Consider the following 26,719-nt stretch of genomic DNA (forward strand, 5'->3'; position numbering starts at 1 on the left):
GATGTCCTTTCCTCTGCTGACAGCGACAGCGGCGCTCCCGGCCGTCGGGGCGATCGCCACGGCCGCCGTACCGGCCGCCAAACGCACCGCCGCCAAGTGGCTGGCGCTGCTCGTCTCGCTCGCCACGCTCGTCCTGGCGATCGTCGTCCTGGTCCGCTTCGACCCGGACGGCGGCCGCTACCAGCTCACCGAGTCCCACGCCTGGATCGCCGACTTCGGTGTCCGCTACGAACTGGGCGTGGACGGCATCGCGGTGGCGCTGATCGCGCTCACGGCCCTGCTGATCCCGTTCATCATCCTCGCGGGCTGGCACGACGCCGACCCGCTGGAGACCGGCAGCAGCCGGTGGCGGCCGACACAGGGCTTCTTCGCCCTGATCCTCGCCGTCGAGGCGATGGTGATCCTCTCCTTCGAGGCCACCGACGTCTTCCTCTTCTACATCTTCTTCGAAGCCATGCTGATCCCGATGTACTTCCTCATCGGCGGCTTCGGGGACCGTGCCCACGAGCACGGCGAGAAGGCGGCGGCGACGCAACGGTCGTACGCGGCCGTGAAGTTCCTCCTCTACAACCTGGTCGGCGGCCTGATCATGCTGGCCGCGGTGATCGGTCTCTACGTGGTCGCCGGGAACTTCTCCCTCCAGGAGATCGCCGCGGCCCGGGCCAACGGCACGCTCGACATGGCGACCGGCACCGAACGCTGGCTGTTCCTGGGCTTCTTCTTCGCCTTCGCGGTGAAGGCGCCGCTGTGGCCGCTGCACACCTGGCTGCCCAACGCCATGCAGGAGTCCACCGCCCCGGTCGCCGTACTGATCACGGCGGTCGTCGACAAGGTCGGCACCTTCGCGATGCTCCGCTTCTGCCTCCAGCTGTTCCCGGAGGCCAGCAAGTGGGCCACGCCCGTGATCCTCGTCCTGGCCCTGATCAGCATCATCTACGGGGCGCTGCTCGCGGTCGGCCAGCGGGACATCAAGCGCCTGGTGGCCTACGCGTCGATCTCGCACTTCGGCTTCATCATCATGGGCATCTTCGCGATGACCAGCCAGGGCCAGTCCGGCGCGACGCTCTACATGGTCAACCACGGCATCTCGACCGCCGCGCTGATGCTGGTGGCGGGCTTCCTGATCTCCCGGCGCGGCTCGCGGCTCATCGCCGACTACGGCGGTGTGCAGAAGGTCGCTCCGGTGCTGGCCGGCACGTTCCTGATCGGCAGCCTCGCGACCCTGTCGCTGCCGGGTCTGGCGCCGTTCGTGAGCGAGTTCCTGGTCCTGGTCGGCACGTTCACGCGCTACCCGGTGATCGGCATCATCGCCACCTTCGGCATCGTCCTCGCCGCGCTCTACACCCTCGTCCTCTACCAGCGGACGATGACGGGCCCGGTGAAACCGGCAGTCAGTGCTATGCCGGACCTCAGAGTGCGGGAACTCGTGGTGGTCGCCCCGCTGGTCGTACTGCTGATCTTCCTGGGCGTCTACCCGAAGCCCGTCACGGACATCGTCAACCCCGCGGTGAAACAGACCATGTCCGACGTACAGAAGAAGGACCCCCAGCCCGAGGTGGAGGCGGCCAAGTGAGCGCAACAGCCGTCCACAGCCTGTGGACAACCGCGGCCGAGCCGATCACCAAGATCGACGCGCCGAAGTTCGAGTACGGACAGTTGGCGCCCACCCTGATCGTCGTCGGTGCGGCGATCCTCGGGATCCTCGTCGAGGCGTTCGTACCGCGCAAATCCCGTTACTACGTCCAGATGTTCGTGTCCGTCGTCGCGCTCGCCGCCGCCTTCGCCGCGGTCGTCGCCCTCGCGGCCGACGGATACGGCACGACCAAGGCGCGCATCGCGGCGATGGGCGCGATCGCCGTCGACGGACCGGCCCTGTTCCTCCAGGGCACCATCCTGCTGGCGGCGCTGGTCGGCCTGTTCACCTTCGCCGAGCGGCGGCTCGACCCGGTGGTGCACGGCAACCGGGTCGACTCCTTCGCCGCGCAGGCCGCGTCCGTGCCGGGCAGCGAGAGTGAGAAGGCCGCGGTCAAGGCCGGGTTCACCACCACCGAGGTGTTCCCGCTGCTGCTGTTCGCCGTCGCCGGCATGCTGATCTTCCCGGCGGCCAACGACCTGCTGACGCTCTTCGTGGCGCTGGAGGTCTTCTCGCTCCCGCTGTACCTGCTGTGCGCCCTGGCCCGGCGCAAGCGGCTCATGTCGCAGGAGGCGGCGGTCAAGTACTTCCTGCTCGGCGCGTTCGCCTCCGCGTTCACCCTGTTCGGCATCGCCCTGCTGTACGGCTACGCGGGCTCGATGTCGTACGCGACGATCGCACAGGTCGTCGACGGCACGGTCGCGGACGTCAACCCGGCGCTCGCGGGCACCATGGGCAACGACGTGCTGCTGCTGATCGGTGCCGCGCTGGTGGTGATGGGCCTGCTGTTCAAGGTGGGCGCGGTGCCGTTCCACATGTGGACGCCGGACGTGTACCAGGGCGCGCCCACGCCGGTGACCGGTTTCATGGCGGCGGCGACGAAGGTGGCGGCGTTCGGCGCGCTGCTGCGGTTGCTGTACGTCGTCCTGCCGGGCCTGCGCTGGGACTGGCGGCCGGTGATGTGGGCCGTGGCGATCGTCACCATGCTGGGCGGTGCCATCGTCGCGATCACACAGACCGACATCAAGCGGCTGCTGGCCTACTCGTCGATCGCGCACGCCGGGTTCATCCTCGCGGGTGTCATCGCGACCACGCCGGACGGTGTGTCGTCCGTCCTCTTCTACCTGGCCGCGTACTCGTTCGTGACGATCGGTGCCTTCGCGGTGGTCACGCTCGTGCGCGACGCCGGCGGCGAGGCGACGCACCTGTCCAAGTGGGCGGGGCTCGGCCGGCGCTCGCCGCTGGTGGCGGCCGTGTTCGCGGTGTTCCTGCTGGCCTTCGCCGGCATTCCGCTGACCTCCGGCTTCGCCGGGAAGTTCGCCGTGTTCAAGGCGGCGGCGGAGGGCGGGGCCGCCCCGCTCGTCGTGATCGGTGTGATCTCGTCGGCGATCGCGGCGTTCTTCTACATCCGCGTCATCGTGCTGATGTTCTTCAGCGATCCGCGGCCGGAGGGCCCGACGGTGGCCGTGCCGTCGCCGCTGACGATGACGGCGATCGGGGTCGGTGTGGCGGTCACGCTGGTGCTCGGAGTGGCGCCGCAGTACTTCCTGGATCTGGCGGGGCAGGCGGGGGTGTTCGTGCGCTGACGCTCCGCTCGGTGCGAGACAGCGGCCCGGTTCCCCTCGGGGGGTGCCGGGCCGCTGCCTTGTGCGTCGTGGCGGTTACTCGCCGCTCTTGCGGCGCGGTTTGATGCCGGTGAGATCCAGATCCACGGGAAACGGGGAGCTGACCTTCATCCGCTCACGGAAGATCCCCGTGCTGGTGTACGCACGGGTGGTGGGCTCCAGCTCGAAGACGTGCACGGCGGCGAGGCCCTTCTCGTTCTCCACGCGCCAGTAGTGGGGGATACCGGCCCTGGCGTACTTCAGCGGCTTGGTCTCGCGGTCCCGGGAGACGGAGTCCGCCGAGACGACCTCGATGGCGAGCAGGACGGACTCCACCGGATAGCGGGTCTGCTCGGGATCCTCCACCACATCGCCGCGTACCACGATCACATCCGGCTCGGGCCGGTTCTGACGGTCGATGTCGATGGTGAATCCCAGAATGACCTCGAATTCCGAGGGGGCCAGAGACTGGAGCTGCCCATTGAAGAAGTCGACAGCGCGTGAGTGGAAAACAGTCTGCGGACTGACGAAGACCAGGCTCCCGTCGATCAGCTCCGTGTGCGGAGGCAGATTCGGAAGGTGGTCAAGGTCGTCGGCGGTCCAGCCGCCTTCCGGCGGGGTCGGCCAGGTCGGCGTGGACGCGTTCGGTGCGCCGCTCATCCGTGCTCCCATGGGACGGAGTCTCGCCGGGTCTTTCAGACCATCGGGCGGAAAGGGCGGGGTCTCCCGCGAACGTGTGAACGACTGTCGTGTCCTTGACGCAGGCGTTCGGGGCGGCCTGTGGATAACTCCGGGGCTGTCGGTGCGGGCGCCTATGGTGGACGCAGTGGTCGAGGGGCGACGTACGGGGGACGGAACGATGGGCGCTACCGGCGGGACGGGTGTGATGACGGAACTGGACGCGGTGACGGAGACCGGGGCCGGGGTCGGTGCGGGCGGCGGCCCCGCCGGGCCCCTCGGCGCCGAGGCGAGCGAGGCGGTGGCCGCGCTGCGCCGGGTCTTCGGCTACGAGGCCTTCCGGGGAGAGCAGGAAGCCGTCATCGACCACGTCGTGGCGGGCGGCGATGCTGTCGTGCTCATGCCGACCGGCGGCGGCAAGTCGTTGTGCTACCAGATCCCGTCCCTGGTCAGGCCGGGTACGGGTGTGGTCGTCTCCCCGCTCATCGCCCTCATGCAGGACCAGGTGGACGCGCTGCGGGCCCTGGGCGTGCGGGCCGGGTTCATGAACTCCACGCAGGACTTCGACGAGCGGCGGATGGTCGAGGCCGAGTTCCTCGCCGGCGAGCTTGACCTGCTGTACCTGGCGCCGGAGCGGCTGCGGCTGGAGAACACGCTCGACCTGCTCTCCCGCGGGAAGATCTCCGTCTTCGCGATCGACGAGGCGCACTGCGTGTCGCAGTGGGGCCACGACTTCCGGCCGGACTACCTCGCGCTGTCGCTGCTCGGCGAGCGCTGGCCGGACGTACCGCGGATCGCGCTCACGGCGACGGCCACGCGGGCGACGCACCAGGAGATCACCGAGCGGCTGAACATGCCGGCGGCCCGGCACTTCGTGGCGAGTTTCGACCGGCCCAACATCCAGTACCGGATCGTGCCGAAGGCGGACCCGAAGAAGCAGCTGCTGAGCTTCCTGCGCGAGGAGCACGCGGGCGACGCGGGCATCGTCTACTGCCTCTCGCGCAACTCGGTCGACAAGACGGCGGAGTTCCTCAGCCGCAACGGCATCGAGGCTGTGCCGTACCACGCGGGCCTGGACGCGGGCACGCGCGCGGCCCACCAGTCCCGCTTCCTGCGGGAGGACGGCCTGGTCGTGGTGGCGACCATCGCCTTCGGGATGGGCATCGACAAGCCGGACGTACGCTTCGTCGCCCACCTCGACCTGCCCAAGTCGGTCGAGGGCTACTACCAGGAGACGGGCCGGGCCGGACGGGACGGGCTGCCGTCGACGGCCTGGATGGCGTACGGGCTGAACGACGTCATACAGCAGCGCAAGCTGATCCAGTCGGGCGAGGGCGACGAGGCGTTCCGGCGGCGGGCCCAGGCGCACCTGGACTCGATGCTGGCGCTGTGCGAGACGGCCCAGTGCCGCCGGGGCCAGCTCCTCGCCTACTTCGGCCAGGACCCGGACCCGGCCGGCTGCGGCAACTGCGACACCTGCCTGACCCCGCCGGAGACCTGGGACGGCACGGTCGCGGCGCAGAAGGTGCTGTCGACGGTGGTGCGGCTCCAGCGGGAGCGGGGGCAGAAGTTCGGCGCGGTGCAGATCGTCGACATCCTGCTGGGCAAGCGGACCGGCAAGGTCATCCAGTTCGACCACGACCAGCTGTCGGTGTTCGGCATCGGTGACGATCTGACCGAGGGCGAATGGCGGGGCGTCATCCGGCAGTTGCTGGCCCAGGGGCTGCTGGCGGTGGAGGGCGAGTACGGCACGCTGGTGCTGACCGAGGCGAGCGGGGCGGTGCTGCGGCGGGAGCGTGAGGTGCCGCTGCGGAAGGAGCCGAAGAAGCCGGTGACCTCCCGGTCGGGGTCCTCGTCGTCCTCGGGCTCGGGGCGGGGCGAGCGCAAGGGCAGGACGGCCGCCGCCGAGCTGCCCGAGGAACTGCTGCCGGCCTTCGAGGCACTGCGCGCCTGGCGGGCCGAGCAGGCTCGCGAGCAGGGCGTCCCGGCGTACGTCATCTTCCACGACGCCACGCTGAGGGAGATCGCCACGGTGTGGCCGGGCTCGGTGGCCGAACTCGGCGGGATCAGCGGGGTGGGGGAGAAGAAGCTCGCGACGTACGGGGAGGGCGTGCTGGAGGTGCTCGCGTCGCTGGGCGGGCCGGCAGGCTCCGCTCCTGCGGGCGACTCGCCCTCGGCCCAGGCGCCCGGCCGGGCTCCGGCCCACGCCGCCGCCGGTCAGGACGCCGGGGAGCCGTACCACTGGCCGGAGACGGACGCGGAGCCGGAGCCCGACGACTGGATATAGGGCCAGGCTCCGGCCGGGGTCACAGGGGCTGGGGAGCCGGGCCCGTCACAGCGCCCGTCCCGCGTACGCCCTGACATCCGCGTCGGAGTCCGTCGTCGCCGTGGCCAGGGCCGCCCGGGCCTCCTCGGTGGCGCGGTGCCGGGTCAGGGCCAGGACGGCGGCCTTGCGGACATCGGCGTTGGCATCCGAGAGGACCTTGGCGAGCGCCGGGACGGCCACGTCGGGGTCGGCGACGGACAGGGCCGTGGCGGCTCCGGCCCGGACCTGCCAGGCCGACTCGGACAGGGCGGCCACCGCGCGTGCGGTGAGGGGCTCGGGGCAGCCGGTGGTGCCCAGTGCTCCGTAGGCCGCTGCGCGGACCAGGGCGTCGGGGTCGTCGAGGAGGCCGGTGAGGGCCGCTTCGATGGCGTCGGCGGCGGGATGGGCGGCGGCCGTGGTGTCCTGCGCCGGCCGCTCGGCACCCACCGTGGCGAGGCCCTTGGCGATCGCCACCCGGACCTCGCGGGACGGGTCGCCGGTCGCCGCCCGGGCCAGTTCGCCGGCGGCGTCGACCGACACGAGGGCGCGCACGGCCTCGATGCGGACGGCGATCTCGGAGTCGGCCAGACAGACCGCGAACAAGGCGGCGTCTCCCAGGCGCAGGGCACGCAGGACGTCCAGCGCCGCGGCGCGGACCACCGGGTCCGGCTCGGCCAGGGCGGCGGCGAGGCCGTCGCGCAGATCGGGCTCGGCCGGGAGCGTCTCGACGAGCTCGCGCAGTGACGCTGCGGCGGCGGCACGCACCTCGGCGGCGTTGTCGCGCAGAGCGGCGGCGAGGGCGGTCCCCGTCCCCGCCGGCAGCGTCTCGGTGAGCACGGCGACGGCCTCACGGCGGACAGCGGGCACCGGGTCGGTCAGGTAGGGCAGAAGGGCGTCGAGTTCGGGCTCCTCGTCGGCGAGGGCGACGAGTTCGAGGAGGCGGGCGGCGGACCGCTCGCCGGACGGCGCGGTGGGCGAGACATGCGGAGCCGAAGCCGCCTCCGGCTCCGCCGTCCCCGCCCGGCCCGCCACCGGCGCCACGTCCTGCGACCCCGCCGTCGCCACGTCCTCGGCGTGGACCTCGCCGAGAAAGCGGGACAGGCCGCCGACGGGGGCGAAGCCGTCGACCGGAACGAGATAGGGAGCCACGGGACGGGCCGTGAACTCCATCGCACCAGAGGGGGACTTGTGCAGATCGAGATGGTGGAACCAGGACGCGTCGTCGCGAGCGGGGTGGTCGAGGCGGTCGTGGTAGAGGCCCCAGCGGGACTCCGTGCGCGCGAGGGAGGACCGCGCGGCCATCTCCGCGCAGTCGCGGATGAAGGTGACCTCCGCGCAGCGCATCAGCTCGTGCGCGGTGCGGGCGCCCATCGCGGCGATGTCGGCGCGCATCCGCTCGAACGCCTCCAGGGCCAGCGACAGCCGGGCACCGGACTTCGGCGGGGCCACGTAGTCGTTCACGAAACGGCGCAGCTTGTACTCGACCTGGGGCTGCGGCGGGCCGTCGGGGTTGCGCAGCGGGCGGTAGATCAGCTCGTGCGCCTCCCGGAGCTGCTCACCGGGCAGCTCCCCTTCGTACGCCGAGTACTGGGACGCGTCCGCGCCGGCCAGGTCGCCGAAGACGAACGCTCCGATCATGTAGTTGTGCGGGACGCAGGCCAGGTCGCCGGCCGCGTACAGGCGGGGGACGGTCGTGCGGGCGTGGTCGTCCACGCGGACGCCGGAGGCGGAGTGGCCGCCGCACAGGCCGATCTCGGAGATGTGCATCTCGACGTCGTGGGTGCGGTAGTCGTGGCCGCGGCCGGAGTGGAAGGTGCCGCGGGTCGGGCGTTCGGTCGAGTGGAGGATCGTCTCCAGGGCGGAGACGGACTCCTCGGGGAGATGGCTCAGCTTCAGGTAGACCGGGCCCCGGTCGGACGCCACCTCCGCGGCGAACTCGGCCATCATCTGGCCGGACCAGTAGTCGGAGTCGACGAAGCGCTCGCCGTGCCGGTTGACCTGGTAGCCCCCGAAGGGGTTGGCGACATAGGCGCAGGCGGGGCCGTTGTAGTCCTTGATCAGCGGGTTGATCTGGAAGCACTCGATGCCGGTGAGTTCGGCGCCCGCGTGGTAGGCCATGGCGTAGCCGTCGCCCGCGTTGGTGGGGTTCTCGTAGGTGCCGTAGAGGTAGCCGGAGGCGGGCAGGCCGAGGCGGCCGCAGGCGCCCGTCGCGAGGATTACCGCACCGGCGCGGACCTGGACGAACCGCCCCGTGCGGGTGTTGAAGCCGGCCGCCCCGACAGCTCGCCCGTCCGCCGTGAGGACCCGAACCGGCATCACCCGGTTCTCGATGCGGATCCTCTCCCGCATCTCGCGCCGCCGCAGCTGCCGGTACAGGACCTTCTTGACGTCCTTGCCCTCCGGCATCGGCAGGACGTAGGAGCCGGAGCGGTGGACCTGGCGGACCGCGTAGTCGCCGTGCTCGTCCTTCTCGAACTTCACGCCGTACGACTCCAGCCGCTGCACCATGGCGAAGCCGCGGGTGGCGGTCTGGCGGACGGTGGACTGGTCGACGATGCCGTCGTTGGCGCGGGTGATCTCGGCGACGTAGTCGTCGGGTTCGGCGCGGCCCGGGATGACCGCGTTGTTGACGCCGTCCATGCCCATGGCGAGCGCGCCGGAGTGCCGGACGTGGGCCTTCTCCAGGAGCAGCACGTTCGCGCCGTGCTCGGCGGCGGTCAGGGCCGCCATGGTGCCGGCGGTGCCGCCGCCGATGACGAGGACGTCGCAGGTCAGTTCCTCGGCGTCGGTGAGGGACGGGACGGCCAGGGGAGTGTCCGCAGGGGGGTTCACGGAGGTGGTCACCGGGGTGCCTTTCACGTACCGAGCGAGGTGAGGACGTCGCGCCGCAGGGCCAGGCGCGCCGGGTCGTCGTGCGCGCCGCGCTCGCGCGGGCGGGGCACGTCCCGTACGGCGACGAGGCCGCCCGCGCCGAGCAGGGCCACGCGGTCGCCGAGGAAGAGCGCCTCGTCCACGTCGTGGGTGACGAAGACGACGGTCGCGCCGGTGCCGTGCAGCACCTCGACGAGCAGGTCCTGCATGCCCGCGCGGGTCTGGGCGTCGAGCGCGCCGAACGGCTCGTCCATCAGGACGGCGCGGGGGCGCGCGGCCAGGGCGCGGGCCAGTTGGACCCGCTGGCGCTGGCCGCCGGAGACGCGGTGCGGCAACTGCCGTGCCTGCGTGCCGAGCCCGACCCGCTCCAGCCAGGCCTGGGCCTGCTCCCGGCGTTGGGCGCGGGGCACACCGCGGATGGCGAGGGGGAGTTCGATGTTGGCGCGCAGGGTGCGCCAGGGGAGCAGGGCGTCCTCCTGGAAGACCAGGGCGCGGTCGGCCGAGGGGCCGTTCAGCGGGTGCCCGTCCTGCGTGATCTCCCCGGCGAGCGGCGGCAGCAGGCCGGCCAGGGTGCGCAGGAGGGTCGACTTGCCGCAGCCGGAGGGGCCGACGACGGTGAGGATCTCGCCGGGGGCGATGTCCAGGTCGACGCCGTCCAGGGCGGGCGCGCCGGGGCGTCCGAGGCGGGCGCCGGACAGCGTGAGCCGGGTGCCGCGGACCGGAGCGCCGGTGGCGACGGCCGCGGGCGAGGCGCTCAGGACGGACTCAGACGAGGTGCTCATCGCGTGCCTCCTCGGATGCGGGCCCGCCGGGTACCGCGCCGGGTGCGGCCGGCGCGGGTTTCGCGGACCGGACGGACCGGACGGACCGGGCGGGCCTGGGCGGCCGGGCGTCCGGGGCGTACGCGGTGCGGGGCAGCCAGCGGGTGAGGCGGCGGCCGAGCAGCTCCACGGCCGTGGAGGTGACCCAGCCGAGCACGCCGATGGTGACCATGCCGACGAAGACGCCCGGGTAGTCGACGACGGTGTAGTCCTGCCAGGTGCGGTAGCCGACGCCGTACTGGCCGGAGATCATCTCGGCGGAGATCACACAGATCCAGGACACGCCGATGCCGACGGACAGGCCGCCGAACACCCCGGGCAGCGCGCCCGGCAGGACGACGGAGCCGAGGATCCGCCACCGGCCGCCGCCCATGGTGCGCACGGCCTCCTCCCACGTGGGGGCCAGGTCGCGCACCGCGTGCCGGGTGGAGACCAGGACCGGGAAGAAGGCCGCGGCGCAGGTGATGAAGACGATGCCCTGTTCGTTGGAGGGGAACAGCAGGATCGCGACGGGGACGAGCGCGATGGCCGGGATCGGGCGGATGACCTCCAGCAGGGGGCCGAGCAGGTCCTCGGCGAGGCGCGAGCGGGCAACGAGCACGCCCGTGGCCACGCCCAGGACGGCGGCCAGCAGGAAGCCGGTGAGGATCCGGGTGAGGCTGTCGGTGAGGTCCGTCCAGTAGTCCGGCCCGGACAGCCGGGCGGCGAAGGCCCGGGCCACGTCGGTGACCGTCGGGAACTGCGAGAAGCGCAGCCACAGGTCGACATTCAGGCTGGTCAGCGTCTGCCACAGGCCGAGCGCGGCGGCCAGCGAGAGCACGCGGAGCACATAGCGCCTCACGACGCCCGCTCCAGGGCGTCGGCGTACGGGACGACCCGCGCCCCGCCGTGCCCGGCGACGTACGCCTGCGCGGTGTCGGGGGCGACGAAGGGCAGCAGCTTGTCGCCGTCGGACACCCACACGGCCTTGTCGGCGAACCACAGGGTGCCGGTGGTGGTGTCGGGGACGTAGGCGGCGCGCAGGGTGTCGCGGTGCCCGGCCACGTAGCGCAGCAGCTGAGAGGGGGAGTTGAAGGTGACGGTCTTCGAGGCGCCCTTGGGCCAGGCCTCGCTCGCGGCCGGTGCGGGCTTCGCGGCGAGACGCTCGGCGTACGCCTTCGATCCGAGGGCCTTCTTCACGTACTGGTCGTCGACGAAGGAGTCGACGTCCACGTCGCCGGTGAGTTTCGCCGACTTGAGGACCGAGACGTCCTGCTTCAGCGCGGAGACGAGCCGGGGCTTGATCGCCGGGTCGAAGGTGGCGATGCCGTGAGCGCCGTTGTAGAGGTAGACGACCTCGGCGGGCAGGCCGGTCGCCTTCGCGACCTTCTCGGCGGCGTCCACCGGGTGGTCGTTCAGGTAGTCCGTCGCCTCCGCCTGGGCCTTCAGGAACGCCTCCAGCACGGCCGGCCGCTCTTTCGCGAAGTCCTCGCGGGCGGTGACGCCGTGGAAGGTGGGCAGGTTCAGCCGGGCGCCGTCGTAGATGGCCTTCGCCTTGCCCTGGTAGGCGAGCAGGCCCGGCCAGGCGACGAACTGCGACAGCGCGTCCGTGCTGCCCGCCGCGAGGGCGGAGGCGCCGACGGAGGGCTGCTGGTTGAGCTTCTCGATGCCGCTCTCGGGGTCGATGCCGGCGCGCTGGAGGGCCCGCACGAGGGTGCCGTCGGCGGCCGAGCCGACGCTCGTGGAGACCTTCTTGCCCTTCAAATCCTTCAGCGAGTTCAGCTTCGAACCGGGCGCGGTGACGATGGTGTTGAGGCCGCCGCGCAGGTTGTAGCCGGTGACCGAGACCAGCCGGGTCGGGCTGTTCAGCTGCTTGCCGCGGGCCGCGTTGATGAGCAGCGGGAAGTCGCCCATCGAGCCGATGTCGATCTTCCCGGCGGTCATCTGGGCGGTGATGGGCGCGCCGGTGGCGTAGTCCTGCCAGTCGACCTTGTAGTGGACTCCGTCGTGCAGCGAGTTCAGCTGCTTCTCGAAGGAGCCGAGGGAGCGCAGCAGGGTGCCCGCCGTGACGGTGTTGATCGTCCTGGACTGGTAGCCGACGGTGACGGTGACCGTGGAGCCGCTGCCGGCCTCGGCGTCACCGCCGCAGGCGCTGAGCGGGAGCAGGAGGACGACGGCAAAGACGGCGACTGCTGTGCGTTTCACGGAGGTTCGGGACATGGGTGTTCGGGCCTCTCACCGGAGCAGATAGGGCATGTTGACCGTGACGGCTCCGGTGGGGCAGCGGGCCGCGCACGGGCCGCAGTACCAGCACTCGTCGACATGCATGTACGCCTTGCCGTTGCGCTCGTCGATGGCGAGGGAGTCCAGCGGGCACATGTCCACGCAGAGCGTGCAGCCGTCGATGCACTTCGACTCGTCGATGGTCACGGGCACGTCGGCCCGCTGGGGCGCCAAGGTCATGGCTGTCTCCAGGAATCTGCGCGAGCGGGTGGGTTACTGGGACCGGTGCAGCAGGCCGCTCATGGTGATGCGGTCGCCGCGGAAGCGGATGAACTCCAGGTCGACCGGGCGGCCGTCCGCGAGGTGGGTGAGGCGTTCCAGCATGAGGACGGCGGCGCCGCGCGGGGCCTCGAGCACGGCGGCCGAGTGGGTGTCCGCGCTGACCGCTTCCAGGGTGATCTCGGCGTGGCCGAGGTGTTGGCCGGTGACGGCTTCCAGGAGTCGGAAGACGTCGGTGTTCTCCAGGTCGGCGCCGAGCAGTTCGGTGCCGATGTCGAGGGGGATGTAGGTGAGGTCGAGGGACAGAGGGAGGCCGTTCAGGCGGCGCAGGCGTTCGATGTAGAGGACATCGGTGCCGGGCGCCAGGTGGAAGCGTTCGGCGACCGGCGCGGGTGCCGGGGCGGGTCCCATGGTGCGGACCTCGTTGGTGACCCGGCCGTGTTCACGGAGGGTTTCCGCGAGGCCCATCAGACGGTCGAGACCGTGGGTGTACTTGTGGGCCACGACCACGGTTCCGACGCCGGGCTGGCGCTCCACGAGACCCTCGGCCCGCAGCAGGTCGAGGGCCTCGCGGACCGTGTTGCGGCTGGCGCCGTAGTCGGTGGCGAGGGTCGACTCGTGGGGGAGGGTGCCGTCGGGGAAGGCGTCGGCGAGCAGCTGCCGGCGGAGCAGGTCGGCCAGTTGCCGGGCCCGGTCGGCGCGCAGCCGACGCCGCGCGCGGTGGGCGGCGACGGTGGTCGCGGCTCCCTGGCCGGCGTGGTCTCGGATGCGGTCGCTGGGCATGGCTCGGACCATACCTATCCGATAGGAAAAGTAGTGTTGCGGGAATGTTGCGCCACCGGGATTGTGACCGGTTCGACTGTTGAGCTGCGGCTTCGGCGGGCCTGCGGGGAGATCCGCCACCGGCCGCCACTCCGGTACGGCTACGACAGGGCGGTCAGACCCGGCGCGAACACGATCAGCAGGGGCAGCAGCGGTACCAGCGCGGCCGTGGTGGTCGTCAGGGCCCGGTGCCGGCGGCCCAGCCGGGGCGGCGGTTCCAGCAGCCGGTCGACCCGCTCGCCCAGCAGACGGTGGCTGGAGGCGCAGGACAGGACGCCGCGGTGCTGGTTCAGCTCGATCAGCGCCAGGGCCGTGGTCAGGTGGCCGCAGCGGCGGGAGGCCGTGTCGTCGGCGGCCAGTTCGACCAGGCGGTGCGTCTGGTCGCAGAAGTGGGCGAACAGCGGGATGCGGGGAAAGCCCGTGGCCAGGGCGGTGGACAGGTGCAGCAGCCAGTCGTGGCGGGCCCGGGCGTGGCCGCGCTCATGGGTGAGGACGGCGTCGAGCTGGTGGTCCGTGAGGCGGTGCAGGGCGCCCGTGGTGACGATCAGCTGGGGTGGGCTGCCGGGCATCCACCAGGCGTCGGGGTATTCGTCCTCCAGGACCAGGAGGGGGCCGCGGGCGGCGGGCAGTCCGGCCGGCAGGTCGGGGGCGCGTTCGCGCAGGTGCGCGCGGGCCTGCGTGCGGCGCCGGCGCGCCTCGACGAGTTCGCGCGCGAGCATCGCGGTCGTCCAGGCGGCGCCGCAGGCCAGCAGCAGGGTGAGGGCGGCGGCCCACGGCGGGGCGGTGGACAGGTCGTACGCCGCCGTCACCGCGGCCGGAGCCGGGGCGAAGAGCTGGGCGCGGACCGTGCCGAACACGGCGGCGGCGCCCAGGGCGAGTGCCGTCACGCAGCACAGCAGGACGGTGGCGACCAGGCACTGCCACACCCACAGCCCGACCACCGGTTCCCGCTCGGGCCAGGCGGCCCGGGTCAGCGCGCGGGGAACGGGGACGGCGGCCGTCACGGCGACAACGCTCAGCAGGAGCAGGCAGACGGTCATTGCCACGGGCTCCGGTTCCTGGTCGGAAGAGGGGCGGCTACGGGTCGTGCGGGGAAGGGCGGCTGCTGTGCGCAGCGGTGACGCGGTCGACGTACCCGACGCGCCCGCTGACGAGTGCGCCGGACGTGCCGTGCACCGCGTGCCTGCGGGCACACCGCCCGAACCCAGTATGACGGTGCCGGGCGGTGTGAGTCAGGGGTCGAGCGGCATCGGAAGAGCGGCAAGGGGCGACTGTCGGCCAGATCCGGGCCCCGGGGGGTGTCCGCACGGTCCCGCCCGCCCCGCGCCGTCAGGCCGGCACCACCCGTCCCGTCACCTCGCCCAGCCCCACCCGTACACCGTCCGGCCCCGGGGCCCAGGCGGACAGGGTCACCACGTCGCCGTCCTCCAGGAACGTCCGCTTGCCGTCGGGGAGTTCGAGCGGGTCGCGGCCGTTCCAGGTCAGTTCGAGGAGGGAGCCGCGCTCGCGGTCCGCCGGGCCGCTGACCGTGCCCGAGCCGTACAGGTCTCCGGTGCGCAGGGAAGCACCGTTGACGGTCATGTGGGCCAGTTGCTGGGCGGCCGTCCAGTACATGGTGGAGAAGGGCGGCTCGGAGACGACGTGGCCGTTGACGGCGACGCTGATCCGCAGGTCGTAGCCGCCGGGTTCCTCGTTGCTGTCGTCCAGGTAGGGCAGCAGCGCGTGCGTCCGGGCCGGCGGGGCCACCCGGGCCTCCTCCAGGGCGTCCAGCGGGGTGATCCACGCCGACACCGACGTGGCGAAGGACTTGCCGAGGAACGGGCCGAGCGGGACGTACTCCCAGGCCTGGATGTCGCGCGCGGACCAGTCGTTGAGAAGACAGAGGCCGAAGACGTGCTCGCGGAAGCCGTCGAGGGACACCGGCGCGCCCATCCGGGACGGCACGCCGACCACGAAGCCGACCTCCGCCTCGATGTCCAGGCGGACGGACGGGCCGAAGACCGGAGCCGGATCCGCGGGCGCCTTGCGCTGGCCCGCGGGGCGTACGACGTCCGTGCCCGAGACGACGACCGTGCCGGAGCGGCCGTGGTAGCCGATCGGCAGGTGCTTCCAGTTGGGGGTCAGGGAGTCCTCGGCGTCGGGGCGGAAGATCCGGCCGACGTTCCGGGCGTGGTTCTCGGACGCGTAGAAGTCGACGTAGTCCGCGACCTCGAAGGGGAGGTGCAGCGTCACCGAGGACAGGGGGTGGAACATCGGTGCGAGGGTCTCGCGGTGGGACGGCACGGTCACCCACGCCGTCAGCGCCCGGCGGACGTCCGACCAGGCCGTGCGGCCCGCGGCCAGCAGCGGGTTGAGGGTCGGCCGCGCGAGCAGGGAGGCGTACGGGGAGCCGAGCGCGTGGGCCGCCGCGCCGGCGTCCAGGACGTGGTCGCCGAGCCGGACGCCCACGGTCCGGTGGGAGGAGCCGGGGAGGGAGAACACGCCGTACGGCAGGTTGTGCGGGCCGAAGGGGTCGCCCTCGGGGACATCGAAGGGGGGCATCGGGTGCTGCCTCGCTTTCGGGTGTGCCGTGTCGTCGCCACGTGTTCGTGGTCGTGCCACACGTTACGGGTGGCACACCGGTCCTGGGCAGTGTCCGAGGAGGCCGATACGGGCGAACGGAGCAGGTGGGGCCGGGTGGGGCCGGACGGTGCGACTCGGGCGCGGCGGACGGGACGTCACATCCGTACGAGCCGGAAGTTATCCACAGGACGCGACGCAATCTTGACGGAGCGGTGCGAACGGGGCGACTCTGGGCGGGTGCCGGAAGGCCTCGGGGAGGGGGCGTTCCGATGGCACACCAGGGGGGCGGATGGCCATTGGGGAGGCCGGCGCGGGCTCGGTGCGGCGTGGTGTGCAGCCGAAGCGGCTGGAAGAGACCATGCGCATGCGGCTCGGCCGGGAATGCGTGTATGTACCGTCGTGCCGTTTCGGGTTGTACGTGGCGCTGCGCCACTGGTGCCCGCCCGGCGGACGCGTGCTGATGTCGCCGGTCAACGACGACGTCATCCTCTTCGTCGTGCTCGCGGCCGGACTGCGCCCGGTGCAGGCGCCGTTGAAGCCGCTCGACGCGTCCATCGACATGGATGCCGTGCCGGACGAGACGTGGAGATCGGTGTCCGCCGTGCTCACGACGAACCTGTACGGGAATCCGGACCCGGCACCGAGTCTCAGGCGGAAGTGCGACGCGCTGGGGATCCCGCTGTTCGAGGACGCGGCGCACGCCATCGGCAGCCGGGTGGGGGACCGGCCGGTCGGGGCGTGGGGCGAGGCCTCCGTGTTCAGCCTGTCCAAGCACGTCGGGGCCAAGGCCGGGGGCATGCTCTCCCTCGCCGACCCGGGGCTGCGGGACGCGGTGGAGAAGACCTGCGCGGGGCTGCTCACGCCGCGCCGGCCGGGCTCCGAACTGGCCTATGCGATCCGGCCGTACGCGGAGGCGGCGGTGCGCGGGTTGCGGCTGCGGCGCGCCGCCTGGGCCGCGATCCGGCTGCTGGGGCTGGCGGACCGCGAGGAGATCCGGATGCCGCTGCGCCCGGACGACCTCGCGCGGGCCGCCCGCCACGCGCCCGGGCTCGACGCCCACCACCCCTGGGTACGCGTCGACATGCACGACTACCGCCAGGAGTCCGGCCGGCTGCGGCTGCGGCGCGTCGGGCGCAGGCTCGACCGGCTGGACGAGCTGCTGGACGCCTGCCGGGCGGGCACGGAGCTGCTGCTGTCCACACCCTGGGCCAAGCCCCGTGACGCGCACGGCACCCAGCCGCTGTTCCGCGTCCCGCTGTTCGTGGCGGACCGGGACGCGGCGATCGCGGCCCTGGCACGGCGGGGCATCGTCGTCGGCTACCTCTACGACCCGCCCCTGGACGACTACGCCGGCGAGCGGTTCACCGACCTCTCACCGGCCCCCGAGGCGGCCCGCTGGTTCGCGCGGCACGCGCTGCCCGTGGACCCGCTGCGGGCCCGGACGGTCGTGGAGGTGCTGGAGCGGTCCGGGGCACGGCCGGCCGAGGCACCGGGAGAACCGCCCCGCGGCAGGCCGGCACCGGGAGGGCCGGTTCAGTCCCGTGGCTGAGATCCAGGTGCACGAGCCCGCCACCACGCGCGCCGACGGCGGCGGACCGACGCCCGCCGCCGACGAGCACACACACGACTCGCTGTTCAAGAACGCCTACTTCCTCATGCTCAGCACCGGCGTGTCCGCCGTCCTGGGCCTGGGCTTCTGGCTGGTGGCCGCCCGCTACTACTCCGAGGAGGCCGTCGGCCAGGGCTCCGCCGCCATCGCCGCGATGCGGCTGCTCGCCAGCATCACGGCGACGACGATGATCGGCGCCGTCGTGCGTTTCGTCCCGCGCGCGGGCCGGGAGACCGGGCGCCTGGTGTGGGGCATGTACGCGGCCAGTTCGCTGGTCGTGGCGCTCGCCGCCGCCGTCTTCCTGCTCACGCTCGACGCCTGGGGGGCGTCGTACGCCCCGCTGGGCACGCCCATGGCGGGCGCGGTGTTCGTCGCGGCGTGCGTGGCCTGGGCGCTGCTCACGCTCCAGGACGGGGTGCTCACCGGACTGCGCAAGGCGGAGTGGGTGCCGGCCGGGAACGCGGTGTTCTCGGTCGGGAAACTGGGCCTGCTGGCCGTCTTCGCCGGCACGCTGCCCGTCCTCGGCATCTTCGTCTCCTGGGCCGTGGCGATCGCCTTCTCCACGCTGCCGCTGGGCTGGCTGATCTTCCGCCGGCTCATCCCGCGCCAGGCCGAACTCGACCGGGAGAAAGAGCCCCCGAAACTGCGCGACATGGGCCGCTTCCTGGCCGGGGACTCGCTGGGCGCGCTCTTCAGCCTGGCGATGATCAACCTGCTGCCGGTGATGGTCGCGGTCCGCTTCAGCGCCGCGGAGAACGGCTACTTCTACGTGGCGTACACGGTCGGCGGCACGATGGAGTTCATGGCCATCAACATGGCCTCGTCCCTCACCGCGCACGCCTCCCACGACCCCCGGCAACTCGCCGACGGCGTCCGGGGAGCCCTGCGGCGCATGACGCTGCTGCTGGTCCCGGTCGTGCTGGTGCTGGTCCTCTTCGCCCCGTACATCCTCACGCCCTTCAGCCCCGACTACGCCGAGCACGGCTCGACCGTGCTGCGGCTGCTCGCCCTCGGCGCGCTGCCCCGGGTCGTGGTGGAGCTGTACATCGGCGTACTGCGCGTGCAGGGGCGCACGGGTGTGCTCGCCGCGCTCCAAGGCGCCATGTGCGCCCTGGTGCTGGGCAGCGCGGCCGTGTTGTTCACCCCGGCCGGTATCGCGGGCGCCGGCTGGGCGGTGCTGCTGAGCATGACGCTGATCGCCGTCGTCTCCACGGCCGGGCTGCGCGCGGCACTGCGGCACAACGACAGCGCGCCCGCGGCCCGCACGCCCACCGATACCTCCCTCTCCTCCTACGGCACCCGCTGGGCGAAGCTGAACGCCACCGCCGGGTACGGCACGACCTGGGCCCGCCGGGCCGCCTACCAGCCCAAGGACGGCGACGAGGACACGGTCACGCTGTTCATCGGGCGCCCCGGATACGAACGGGAGGCGCTCCAGGGAGACACACTGGCGCTGATCGTGCGGCCGGAAGGGCCGACCGGGGAGCCACCGCGCCACGAGCTCGCGGAACCGGACCAGGAGCCGCAGGAGCGGCGGCTGAGAGGCGCCCTCTGGAGCCTGCTCGGCGTCGCCACCGTCTTCTTCTGGGCGCCGTTGCGCGACCTGCCCTGGCTCGACCACGCCACCGAAGCGGCACTGACCGGGCGCCAGTTGCTGGACGGCCTGCCGCTGCCGTCGCTCACCGCGGGAGGCCTGCTGCTCGTGGTGTTCGTCGCCGCTGTCACGCTGTGCACCCGGCGCGACCCGTGGCTGCCCGGCGCGGCGCTGTACGCCGCCCTGCTCGCCCTGTACGCCGCACCGGCCGCCCTCGGGCGGGAACCGCGGCCGGTGGGCGGGGCGTTGTATGAGAAGACGGCCGGCTTCCTCGCGGACACGGTCGGGCTCGACGGGCCCGAGCCGCTGTTCCGCTGGGCGCCGCCGGTCTGCCAGTTGCTGTGTCTCGTACCGCTGTGGCTGCTGCTCGCGAGCGCGGGCGGACGGCTGCCGTGGCCGGGGCGCTGGGGGGTTCTGTATCTCGTCGCGGTCGGCGGCTGGGTGTGGCGTGAGGCGCTCGCACCGGTCGCGCCGCCCCTGCTCGCCGTCCTCGTCGTACTCGTCCTGCTCCTGCCGCTGTGCCGCCGTGCCGCGTCGGTCCTGGGGCGACCGCACCGCAGAAGTCCGACCGGCCGACCCAGCGCCTGACCAAGCTCCGGAGCCGAACAGAGCGAACAGAGCCGAACAGAGCGAACAGAGCCGAACAGGGCCCCAAGAGAGCCGAAGAGAGCCGAAGAGAGCCGAACCGCCAGGGGGGAACCACCGTGCGTCCGCCAGTAACTCCGAGGGGGAGATCCACGCCGGAACCCACACCGGCACGGGACGGCGCGAGCACCCCCGGCAGCAGCCCCGAGACCGCCGGCCAGTCCTCCGGCTCCTCGTCCTCGGAGTCGTCGAGCCCCGCCCATGAGCCCGTGACGGATCTGTCCGACCTGCCCCCCGCCTTGCCCGGTCGGCGGGCCCTGGCCTGGCCCGGCGTTCCGCTGCTCGTCGCGCTCGCCCTGTGGGTGTACGCCGTGCGGCACACCGACGTCTCGCGGCTCGACGACTACGGGCTGGTCACCGCGCTGCACCCGGCCTTCTGGGCCGGCCTCGTGGTGCTCACCACCGGCTTCTGGTTCACGGTCCGCGATCCGCGCAGGGCGGGCGCCTGGGCGGCGGCCTACGTCCTCGGGCTGCTGGTGATGGAGCGGGCCACGCAGGCCCTGGTGTACCCGACCCCGCTGTACGCCTGGGCGTGGAAGCACGAGGCGGTCATCGACCATCTGCTGACGGCAGGCGGTCTGCAGACGGCCGACCAGGTCGGCGACATGGCGGTGTACGACCAGTGGCCCGGCTTCTTCGCCGCGCAGGCCGCCCTGATGCGGCTGCTGGGCGTGGACTCGGCGGCCATGTTCATGGCCTGGTGGCCCCTGGTCTCCAGCCTGATGCTGCTGCTCCCGCTGCTGCTGATCTACCGCACCTTCACGGAGGACCGGCGGCTGATCTGGACCGCGGTCTGGCTCTTCTACGTCGCCAACTGGGTCGGCCAGGACTACTTCTCCCCCCAGTCCGTGGCGTACGCGCTGCATGTCGGCGTCCTGGCCCTGGTCCTGCGCCGCTTCGGCCGGTCCGCCGTGCGGGGCGGGCGGCCCCGGCAGGCCGTGTGGACGGTGATGCTCATCGTCATGGTCGTGGCGATCGTCATCTCCCACCAGCTCACCCCGGGCATGCTGGTCGTCTGCCTGCTCGCCCTGTGCCTGAGCCGCCGCTATCGCGACTGGGTCCCGGTGGCCACGACCGTGGTGATCTTCCTGGCCTGGTGTCTGACCGCCGCGCTGCCCTTCCTGTCCGCGGCGATGCCGGACATGATCCGCTCGGTCGGTGACGTCGGCGCCAACGTGGAGACGGGGTACGGCGCCACCCCGACCGGCACCGGAGCGATCGCCACCTCCTGGGCGGCCCGGCTGCTGTCCGCCTCCGTCCTGCTGCTCGCGGCCGTCGGCGTCCTGCGCCAACGCGTGCTGCGGCACCGGGCCCGGCCCCTGCTGCTGATCGCGGCGGCCCCGCTGCCGATGTTCGCGGCGAGCAGCTACGGCAGCGAGATGATCTTCAGAGTGCTGCTGTTCATGCTGCCCGGCGCGGCGTTCTTCGCCGCCGCCGCGCTGCTGCCCGAGGTCCGCACGCTGGCCGCCGACGCCGCCGCGAAGGAGGCCGGCAGCCGGCAGGCCGCCCCCGTGCAGGCCCGCAGACGTGGGCTCGGCACCTGGGCGGGGCTGGCCGCACTGCTCGGCGGAACCCTGGCGTTCGTGCCGGCCTACTCGGGCAAGGACCGGATCAACTACTTCCCGCCCCAGGAAGTGGCCCTTGTACGGCAGCTCTTCGACCAGGCGCCCGACGGCTCGCTCGTCGTGGCCGCCAACCGCAACTACCCGCTCGCGCATGCCTCCTACTGGAGCGTCGACCACTACTGGTTCCTGGACGACGCCCGCAGCCACGTCGACCGGATCGTCCGGAACCCGGCGGGCACGCTCGCCGGTGACATGGCGGGGGTGGAGCGGCCGGCCCGGGCCTACTTCCTGCTCACCCAGGGGCAGTCGGCCAACTCCGAGATGAACGGACAGCTCGACAAGGCGCAGCTGGACCGTATCCAGAAGTCCGTCGCCGCCTCACCACGCTTCCGGCTCGTGGCGGAGAACAGCGCCGGATGGCTCTACGTACTGAAACAGGGCGGGGGAGCGGAGCGATGACACCGCAGGAACTCGTGGTCCGGATGCTGCCGCCGTTCAGTGGCTGGCTCGCGCTCGCCGCCCTCGCCCTGCCCGGCGGATCGCCGCTGCGGGGCGCCGCCGTCGCCCTCTTCCTGGCGGCGGGCCCGGGCGCGGCCATGGTCAGAGTCTGCGCCCCCGCGCTCGGGGAGCGGCCCGCCGAAGGTCCCGTCGAGCGCCGGGACCCGGGCTTCGCCCGCCACTCCGACCTGCTGGAGCGCCTGATGCTGGTGCTGTTCCTCAGCATCGGCGCCGTGATGCTCGTCGCGACCGTACTGATCGCCACGCATGCCTTCAGCGCACAGCGGGTGCTGCTGACACTGACGCTGCTGACCACACTCGCCGCGTTCTGTCCGCCGCTGCGCGCCTCCCCGCCGCCGAGGACGACACCGAGGACACCGAAGGGTTCTGCTCAGTGAGGTTCAACCGTCCCCACCGTCCCTTTCGCCGCAAGCCGACCACGACCGGGCAGCACCGCAGGAGGCCGCAGTCACACCAGGAGCAGCCGTCCGCCGGCCCGTTCACGTCGAGCCGGCGCCGTCTGCTGATCATGTCCGCCACGATCGTCAGCGCGGTCCTGGTCGGCGTACTCGCCCTCCGGAACGCCTCCGGGCCGGACGACCAGGGAGCCGCCGGTTCCCGGGCGGACTGCCGCCCCACGGCGCTCCTGGAACCGCCCTGCGGCGCCTGGTTCGGGGCGTTCGTGCCGCACGAGCGGGACGACCTGCCGGAGAAGGTGCGCGCCTATGAGAAGCGCGTCGGCCGCGAGCTCGACATCGTGTACACGTACCACGACATGTCCCTGCCCCAGGGCACCCGCCGCGAGGGCCAGTTGCTCACCCCCGAGGAACGGCGCGTCGGCGAGGACCACCTCCTGCTGCTGTCCTGGGAGAGCAAGTGGTGGGGCGGCACGAAGGAGCAGCAGCCGACCTGGCAGCAGATCGCCTCCGGTGAGCTGGACAGGACCGTCATCGACGTCCAGGCCGAGCGCGTCAAGGACTACGGCAAGAAGGTGTTCCTCTCCTTCGACCTGGAGATGGACACCCGCACCCCGGCCAACGGCACCCCCGCCGAGTACGTGAAGGCGTACCGGCACATCCACGACCGGTTCCGCGCACTGGGCGTCGACAACGTGGTGTGGACGTGGATCACCACCGGCTACCTCGACCACGCCGACGAGATGAAGCGGATGTATCCCGGCGACGCGTACGTCGACTGGATCGGCTACAACCAGTACAACTACTACCGCTGCCACAACACCGGCTGGCGCACCTTCGCGCAGACGCAGCACTCCGTGCACGACTGGATCCGCGAGCACATCTCCGACGACAAGCCGCTGATGCTCTCGGAGTTCGGCACCGCCGCGGACCCGTCCCGCCCGCAGCGGCAGGCCGAGTGGTACGCGCAGGTGCCCGGCGTGCTGAAGGGCCTGGACGGCGTGAAGGCGGCCCTCCAGTGGAACTACCGCGACCCCGGACCGCACTGCAACCTGGCCCTGGCGAACGACGCCGCCTGGGACAGCCTGCGCAAGGCGGTCGCCGACCCGTACGTCAACCAGCCGCTCACGTGACTCGGGCAGGGATCAGCCCGCGAACTCGGGCCCGTGCAGCACCGCGCGGGCCCGCCGGTACCACCGCCACGCGATCGTCTTCGGCCCGTCCCGGTAGGGCGCGACCCGGGCGCCCGCGCCCGCCAGCCAGGCCTCGACGTCGGCGACGGTGTGGGTACGCCGGACGATGAGCCGGGCGATGCGGTAGCGCTCGTCGCGGTCGGAGCTGAGCGCGTGCCGTACGGCGGTCGCCGTCTCGTAGCCGGCCCGGGCCGACATCGCCCGCACGCGCGGGCTGTTGTAGCCGTGCGGATAGGCGAGATGGCGGACCTCGTGCCCGAGGGCGTCCTCCAGCACGGCCTTCGACGCGCGCAGTTCGTACGCCAGGTCCTTGCCGGACAGGGTGTCGAGCTGCGCGTGCGTGACCGTGTGGCTGCCGATCTCCATGCCGTGACGTTCCAGCTCCGCCGCCCGGTCCAGGGTCATCATCGGCGCGGGTGGCAGCAGGCTGCGGCCGCCCGGGGCGATGGCTCCGGTGGTGAGATAGGCGGTGGCGGGCAGCGCCCGCTCCGCCAGCGCCTCGGCGGTGGGGCCGGGCAGGTCGGCGAAGCCGTCGTCGAAGGTGAGCAGCACGGGCCGGGGCGGCAGGGGCGCGCGCCCGGCCAGATGGTCGGCGATCGCGCTGATCGTGACGGGCGTACGGCCGCTGCGGACCACGGCGTCGAGATGTGCGGCGAACTGCTCCGGCGTGACAGTGAACTCGGCGATCCAGCCGGGCGGATCGTCCATCACGGAGTGGTACAGGAAGACCGGGATGGCCGGTGAGCCGACCGCACCCGGTGGGGATATCGGCCCCTCACCTTCCTGAGCACCCCGCTCCGCCCGGCCTCTGCCGTCCCCCTGCCCCTCGTCCCGCGCACGTGGCGACGTCCTCATCCCGCCCCCTCACCCCGCGTGCGCAGCGCCCGCCGCGCGCGCAGATAGCCGACAGGTCCGTACACCATCCCCCGGCGCTGCAACCGCGACAGGCGCCGCGGCCAGGGATGCGTCCGCGTGTCGTGGTCGCCCGGCGCCCCGCCGCCCTCCGTCGCGCGTACGGCGGTCAGCGCGTGGGCGCGGGCGAGGCCGCGGGGCAGTTTCGCGAGGAACGCCGGCAGCAGCGCGGGCCGGTTCACCAGCACCGCGGTGAGATACGCGGTGAGGCCGGCGCCGTAGCCGTACGCCTGCGTCTGAAGGTCCTGCCAGGTCTCCCGGTGGTGGTGCCAGACCAGTGCGGACGGGGTGTAGCGCAGCCGGTGGCCCTCGGCGAGGACGCGGACGAAGCCGTAGAGGTCGTCACCGCCCCGGGCGGCCGTGCCGGCACCGGTGGCCGGGTCGAAACCGCCGACGGAACGCAGGACGGCCGTCCGGAAGGCCATGTTGGCGCCGGAGCCGAACCGCCCCGCCGTGAACGGGAACAGCGGCTCGTCGCCCGGCGGCCGCGCCGGGTCGTACGTCCTTGGAGTGAAGCCTTTCGCGAAGCCGCCGTGGCTCTCCAGCAGCACCTGGGCCGGGGTGGTCAGCCGCGCGGGCAGGATCAGCCCGGTGCTGCACCCGAGTCCGGGGTCGGCGGCGAAGGGCGCGGTCAGCTCGGTCAGCCAGCGCGGGTCGGCGACCACGTCGTCGTCCGTGAAGGCGACGACCTCGCCGCGCGCGGCCGCGAGGCCCGTGTTGTGCGCGACCGCGAGGCCGGGCACCGGCTCGTGGACGTACCGCACGCGCTCGGCGTACTTCCGCTCGACGAGCTCCCGCGTCCCGCTCGTCACCGGAGCGTTGTCCACGACGACGATCTCGAACCGCGGATGGTCCTGCGCCAGCAGCGAGTCCAGCGCCCGGGCCAGCTGCCCGGCACGCTCCCGGGTGGCGACCACGACACTCGCGTACGGAGGCTCACAGACCTCAGAACCCTGCCGCGCCTTGGCCTGCTCCCCGAGCACGGCCTTCGCCCGCTCCGCGAGCACCGCCTTCGCGTCCGCCCCCTCCGGCACCCGCCCGAGCAGCGTCCCCACGGGCCGCCCGCCTTGTCTGACCAGCACGAACACCTCGCCGTGCGTCACCGGCGGACTCCCCGGGCCCGGTCTGAGCACCGCCTCGTCACCGTCGAGGTCGAGCTCGGCGACCTGTACCGCCTCGATGTCCAGGAATCGCCGTATCTCCTCCTGCGCCCGTGCCGAACGGGCCATGGGGCCCTCCCCCTCGTCGTCAGGATCGTCGTCAGGTACGGCGCAGCCGGGCCGCGCCCTTCAGGGTCCGTGCGGCCAGCGCCGCCAGCCGCGGCCTGCCCCGGACGAAGCTGTGCGCGCGGCGCGCCGGCTCGCGGCTCAGCCAGTGCAGCGCCGCGCCCGCCCCCGGACGCGTCACCGCACCCTCGTACACGGGCAGTTCGCCCGTCTTCAGCGCGTCCTTGTACTCGGCCGCCCCCCGCCCCAGATCGAGCATGCCGATGCCCTCGGCGGCCGCCGCCTCGGCCATGCGCAGGTGCAGCACCAGACCCGGCGAGTACTTCGCGAACTCCGGGTCGTAGGCCGGGAACCAGCAGGCCAGGACCGATGCCGAGCGCAGTCCGAAGTGCGCGGCCAGCGGCCGTCGGCCGGCGTACAGCACGGACAGCGTGCCGGTGCACTCCGGTGCCCGGGTCTCGGCCAGCCGCCCCACGAGCCGGGTGATCCACTCCTGGGCGAACCGGTCCCGGCGGCCCGTCCTGCGGTACTGCGCCGACTTCCACTCCATGAGCGTGCGCAGCGCCGCCGGCTCGCGTTCGTCGAAGACGAACCGCAGCTCGCCGACCTGCCGGCCCAGCCTGCGCTCCTTGGCCAGGGTGGTCTTCAGGAACTTCGGCGACTGGGCGCGCAGCACCGACTCGTACGTCTCGTAGCCCTTCTCCACGTCGATGACGTAGGTGGCGTGCTCCTCGGCCGCGTACCGGACGAACAGCCGCTGCTCGGCCTCCAGATTGTCGAAGGCGAAGCTCGACAGGGCGCAGCCCCGCAGCAGTTCGCCCGTGTCCAGACGCAGGCCGGGCCGCAGGATCGCGCCCTGCGCGTCCGAGACGCCCAGCCCGATCGCCCGGCCCTGCCCCAACGGGCCCCGCTCATGGGGCAGGAAGCCGACCGGATCCGGCCCCTCGTACACCACCGCGACCCGCGCCTGCGGCCTCACCAGCCCGACGGCTGCCGTGAACTCCGGTTCCATGAAGGGGTTGCGCGGTGTCTTTGACGCCGCGCGCAGCGCGCGCCAGCGCTCCTTCTCCCCCTCGCCGAGCTCCCCGGGCACAGCCACACGAACACGCCCACTGCTCAACTCGACCCCCCGATCAAGTCCCCCCTGGACACTTGGAAGGTACCGCCCGAGACGCCCCCGGCGGTAGGTAGCGGACCATGTTGTTGCCAACTGGTGCAGACGCCTTCAACCGGGCAATCGGCGTGCGCCGCGCGATGAAACGGAGGGGCGCGCTGTCCGTATTC

The 26,719-nt window shown here is 72.4% G+C and carries 20 protein-coding genes; 8 read left to right on the forward strand and 12 right to left on the reverse strand.

What is annotated here, in order from left to right:
• Position 1 precedes the first annotated feature (1 nt).
• Both CCL05_RS25370 and nuoN read left to right on the forward strand, forming a co-directional pair.
• On the forward strand, positions 2–1,573 hold the full coding sequence (locus CCL05_RS25370) for an NADH-quinone oxidoreductase subunit M (RefSeq protein ID WP_086562805.1): 1,572 nt from the start codon (positions 2–4) through the stop codon (positions 1,571–1,573).
• Complete coding sequence (gene nuoN / locus CCL05_RS25375; protein WP_086562806.1) at positions 1,570–3,219, forward strand: NADH-quinone oxidoreductase subunit NuoN; 1,650 nt, start codon at positions 1,570–1,572, stop codon at positions 3,217–3,219. Before CCL05_RS25370 ends, nuoN begins: the two co-directional genes overlap by 4 nt.
• 75 nt (positions 3,220–3,294) lie before the next feature.
• Here nuoN and CCL05_RS25380 read toward each other — a convergent pair whose 3' ends face one another.
• Positions 3,295–3,897: a Uma2 family endonuclease gene (locus CCL05_RS25380; RefSeq protein WP_086562807.1), complete on the reverse strand. Its 603-nt coding sequence runs from the start codon at positions 3,895–3,897 to the stop codon at positions 3,295–3,297.
• Between the two features lie 199 nt (positions 3,898–4,096).
• Between CCL05_RS25380 and recQ the strand changes: the two genes are divergently transcribed.
• Complete coding sequence (gene recQ, locus CCL05_RS25385; RefSeq protein ID WP_086562808.1) at positions 4,097–6,202, forward strand: DNA helicase RecQ; 2,106 nt, start codon at positions 4,097–4,099, stop codon at positions 6,200–6,202.
• A 45-nt stretch (positions 6,203–6,247) separates the two neighbouring features.
• Here recQ and CCL05_RS25390 read toward each other — a convergent pair whose 3' ends face one another.
• The 8 genes from CCL05_RS25390 to fahA form a co-directional block, all read right to left on the reverse strand.
• Positions 6,248–9,064, reverse strand: coding sequence for a fumarate reductase/succinate dehydrogenase flavoprotein subunit (locus CCL05_RS25390; protein ID WP_244204398.1), 2,817 nt, complete (start codon positions 9,062–9,064; stop codon positions 6,248–6,250).
• 11 nt (positions 9,065–9,075) lie between these two features.
• Positions 9,076–9,873 (reverse strand): ABC transporter ATP-binding protein, encoded by a 798-nt coding sequence (locus CCL05_RS25395; protein ID WP_107400513.1) that lies wholly within the window; start codon positions 9,871–9,873, stop codon positions 9,076–9,078.
• Positions 9,857–10,753: an ABC transporter permease gene (locus tag CCL05_RS25400; RefSeq protein ID WP_086562809.1), complete on the reverse strand. Its 897-nt coding sequence runs from the start codon at positions 10,751–10,753 to the stop codon at positions 9,857–9,859. The genes CCL05_RS25395 and CCL05_RS25400 overlap by 17 nt, the downstream gene beginning before the upstream one ends.
• The gene (locus tag CCL05_RS25405; RefSeq protein ID WP_086562829.1) at positions 10,750–12,096 is read right to left on the reverse strand and encodes an ABC transporter substrate-binding protein; all 1,347 of its coding nucleotides are present in this window, start codon (positions 12,094–12,096) and stop codon (positions 10,750–10,752) included. The genes CCL05_RS25400 and CCL05_RS25405 overlap by 4 nt, the downstream gene beginning before the upstream one ends.
• Before the next feature lie 30 nt (positions 12,097–12,126).
• Positions 12,127–12,354: a 4Fe-4S dicluster domain-containing protein gene (locus CCL05_RS25410; RefSeq protein ID WP_037669921.1), complete on the reverse strand. Its 228-nt coding sequence runs from the start codon at positions 12,352–12,354 to the stop codon at positions 12,127–12,129.
• Between the two features lie 33 nt (positions 12,355–12,387).
• Positions 12,388–13,176, reverse strand: coding sequence for a GntR family transcriptional regulator (locus CCL05_RS25415; protein ID WP_208641617.1), 789 nt, complete (start codon positions 13,174–13,176; stop codon positions 12,388–12,390).
• 140 nt (positions 13,177–13,316) lie between these two features.
• Positions 13,317–14,255: a M56 family metallopeptidase gene (locus CCL05_RS25420; RefSeq protein ID WP_086562811.1), complete on the reverse strand. Its 939-nt coding sequence runs from the start codon at positions 14,253–14,255 to the stop codon at positions 13,317–13,319.
• 289 nt (positions 14,256–14,544) lie between these two features.
• Positions 14,545–15,756, reverse strand: coding sequence for a fumarylacetoacetase (gene fahA, locus CCL05_RS25425; RefSeq protein ID WP_086562812.1), 1,212 nt, complete (start codon positions 15,754–15,756; stop codon positions 14,545–14,547).
• Between the two features lie 310 nt (positions 15,757–16,066).
• On the opposite strand from fahA, the gene CCL05_RS25430 reads away from it, so the two are divergent.
• The 5 genes from CCL05_RS25430 to CCL05_RS25450 all read left to right on the forward strand — a co-directional run bounded on the left by CCL05_RS25430 (position 16,067) and on the right by CCL05_RS25450 (position 23,237).
• Positions 16,067–17,326, forward strand: a complete 1,260-nt coding sequence (locus CCL05_RS25430) for a DegT/DnrJ/EryC1/StrS family aminotransferase (protein ID WP_086562813.1) — start codon at positions 16,067–16,069, stop codon at positions 17,324–17,326.
• On the forward strand, positions 17,319–19,568 hold the full coding sequence (locus CCL05_RS25435; protein WP_086562814.1) for a lipopolysaccharide biosynthesis protein: 2,250 nt from the start codon (positions 17,319–17,321) through the stop codon (positions 19,566–19,568). Before CCL05_RS25430 ends, CCL05_RS25435 begins: the two co-directional genes overlap by 8 nt.
• A gap of 266 nt (positions 19,569–19,834) precedes the next feature.
• The gene (locus CCL05_RS25440) at positions 19,835–21,649 is read left to right on the forward strand and encodes a glycosyltransferase (protein ID WP_086562815.1); all 1,815 of its coding nucleotides are present in this window, start codon (positions 19,835–19,837) and stop codon (positions 21,647–21,649) included.
• Positions 21,646–22,086, forward strand: coding sequence for a hypothetical protein (locus tag CCL05_RS25445; RefSeq protein ID WP_086562816.1), 441 nt, complete (start codon positions 21,646–21,648; stop codon positions 22,084–22,086). The genes CCL05_RS25440 and CCL05_RS25445 overlap by 4 nt, the downstream gene beginning before the upstream one ends.
• Positions 22,083–23,237, forward strand: coding sequence for a glycosyl hydrolase (locus CCL05_RS25450; protein WP_425275942.1), 1,155 nt, complete (start codon positions 22,083–22,085; stop codon positions 23,235–23,237). The genes CCL05_RS25445 and CCL05_RS25450 overlap by 4 nt, the downstream gene beginning before the upstream one ends.
• A 12-nt stretch (positions 23,238–23,249) precedes the next feature.
• Here CCL05_RS25450 and CCL05_RS25455 read toward each other — a convergent pair whose 3' ends face one another.
• The 3 genes from CCL05_RS25455 to CCL05_RS25465 all read right to left on the reverse strand — a co-directional run bounded on the left by CCL05_RS25455 (position 23,250) and on the right by CCL05_RS25465 (position 26,534).
• Positions 23,250–24,005: a polysaccharide deacetylase family protein gene (locus CCL05_RS25455; RefSeq protein WP_086562817.1), complete on the reverse strand. Its 756-nt coding sequence runs from the start codon at positions 24,003–24,005 to the stop codon at positions 23,250–23,252.
• A gap of 143 nt (positions 24,006–24,148) precedes the next feature.
• Positions 24,149–25,438, reverse strand: coding sequence for a glycosyltransferase family 2 protein (locus CCL05_RS25460; protein WP_107400514.1), 1,290 nt, complete (start codon positions 25,436–25,438; stop codon positions 24,149–24,151).
• 31 nt (positions 25,439–25,469) lie between these two features.
• Positions 25,470–26,534 (reverse strand): GNAT family N-acetyltransferase, encoded by a 1,065-nt coding sequence (locus CCL05_RS25465; RefSeq protein ID WP_244204400.1) that lies wholly within the window; start codon positions 26,532–26,534, stop codon positions 25,470–25,472.
• Between the last annotated feature and the right edge of the window lie 185 nt (positions 26,535–26,719).

This window comes from Streptomyces africanus (assembly GCF_002150735.1).
GTDB lineage: Bacteria > Actinomycetota > Actinomycetes > Streptomycetales > Streptomycetaceae > Streptomyces > Streptomyces africanus.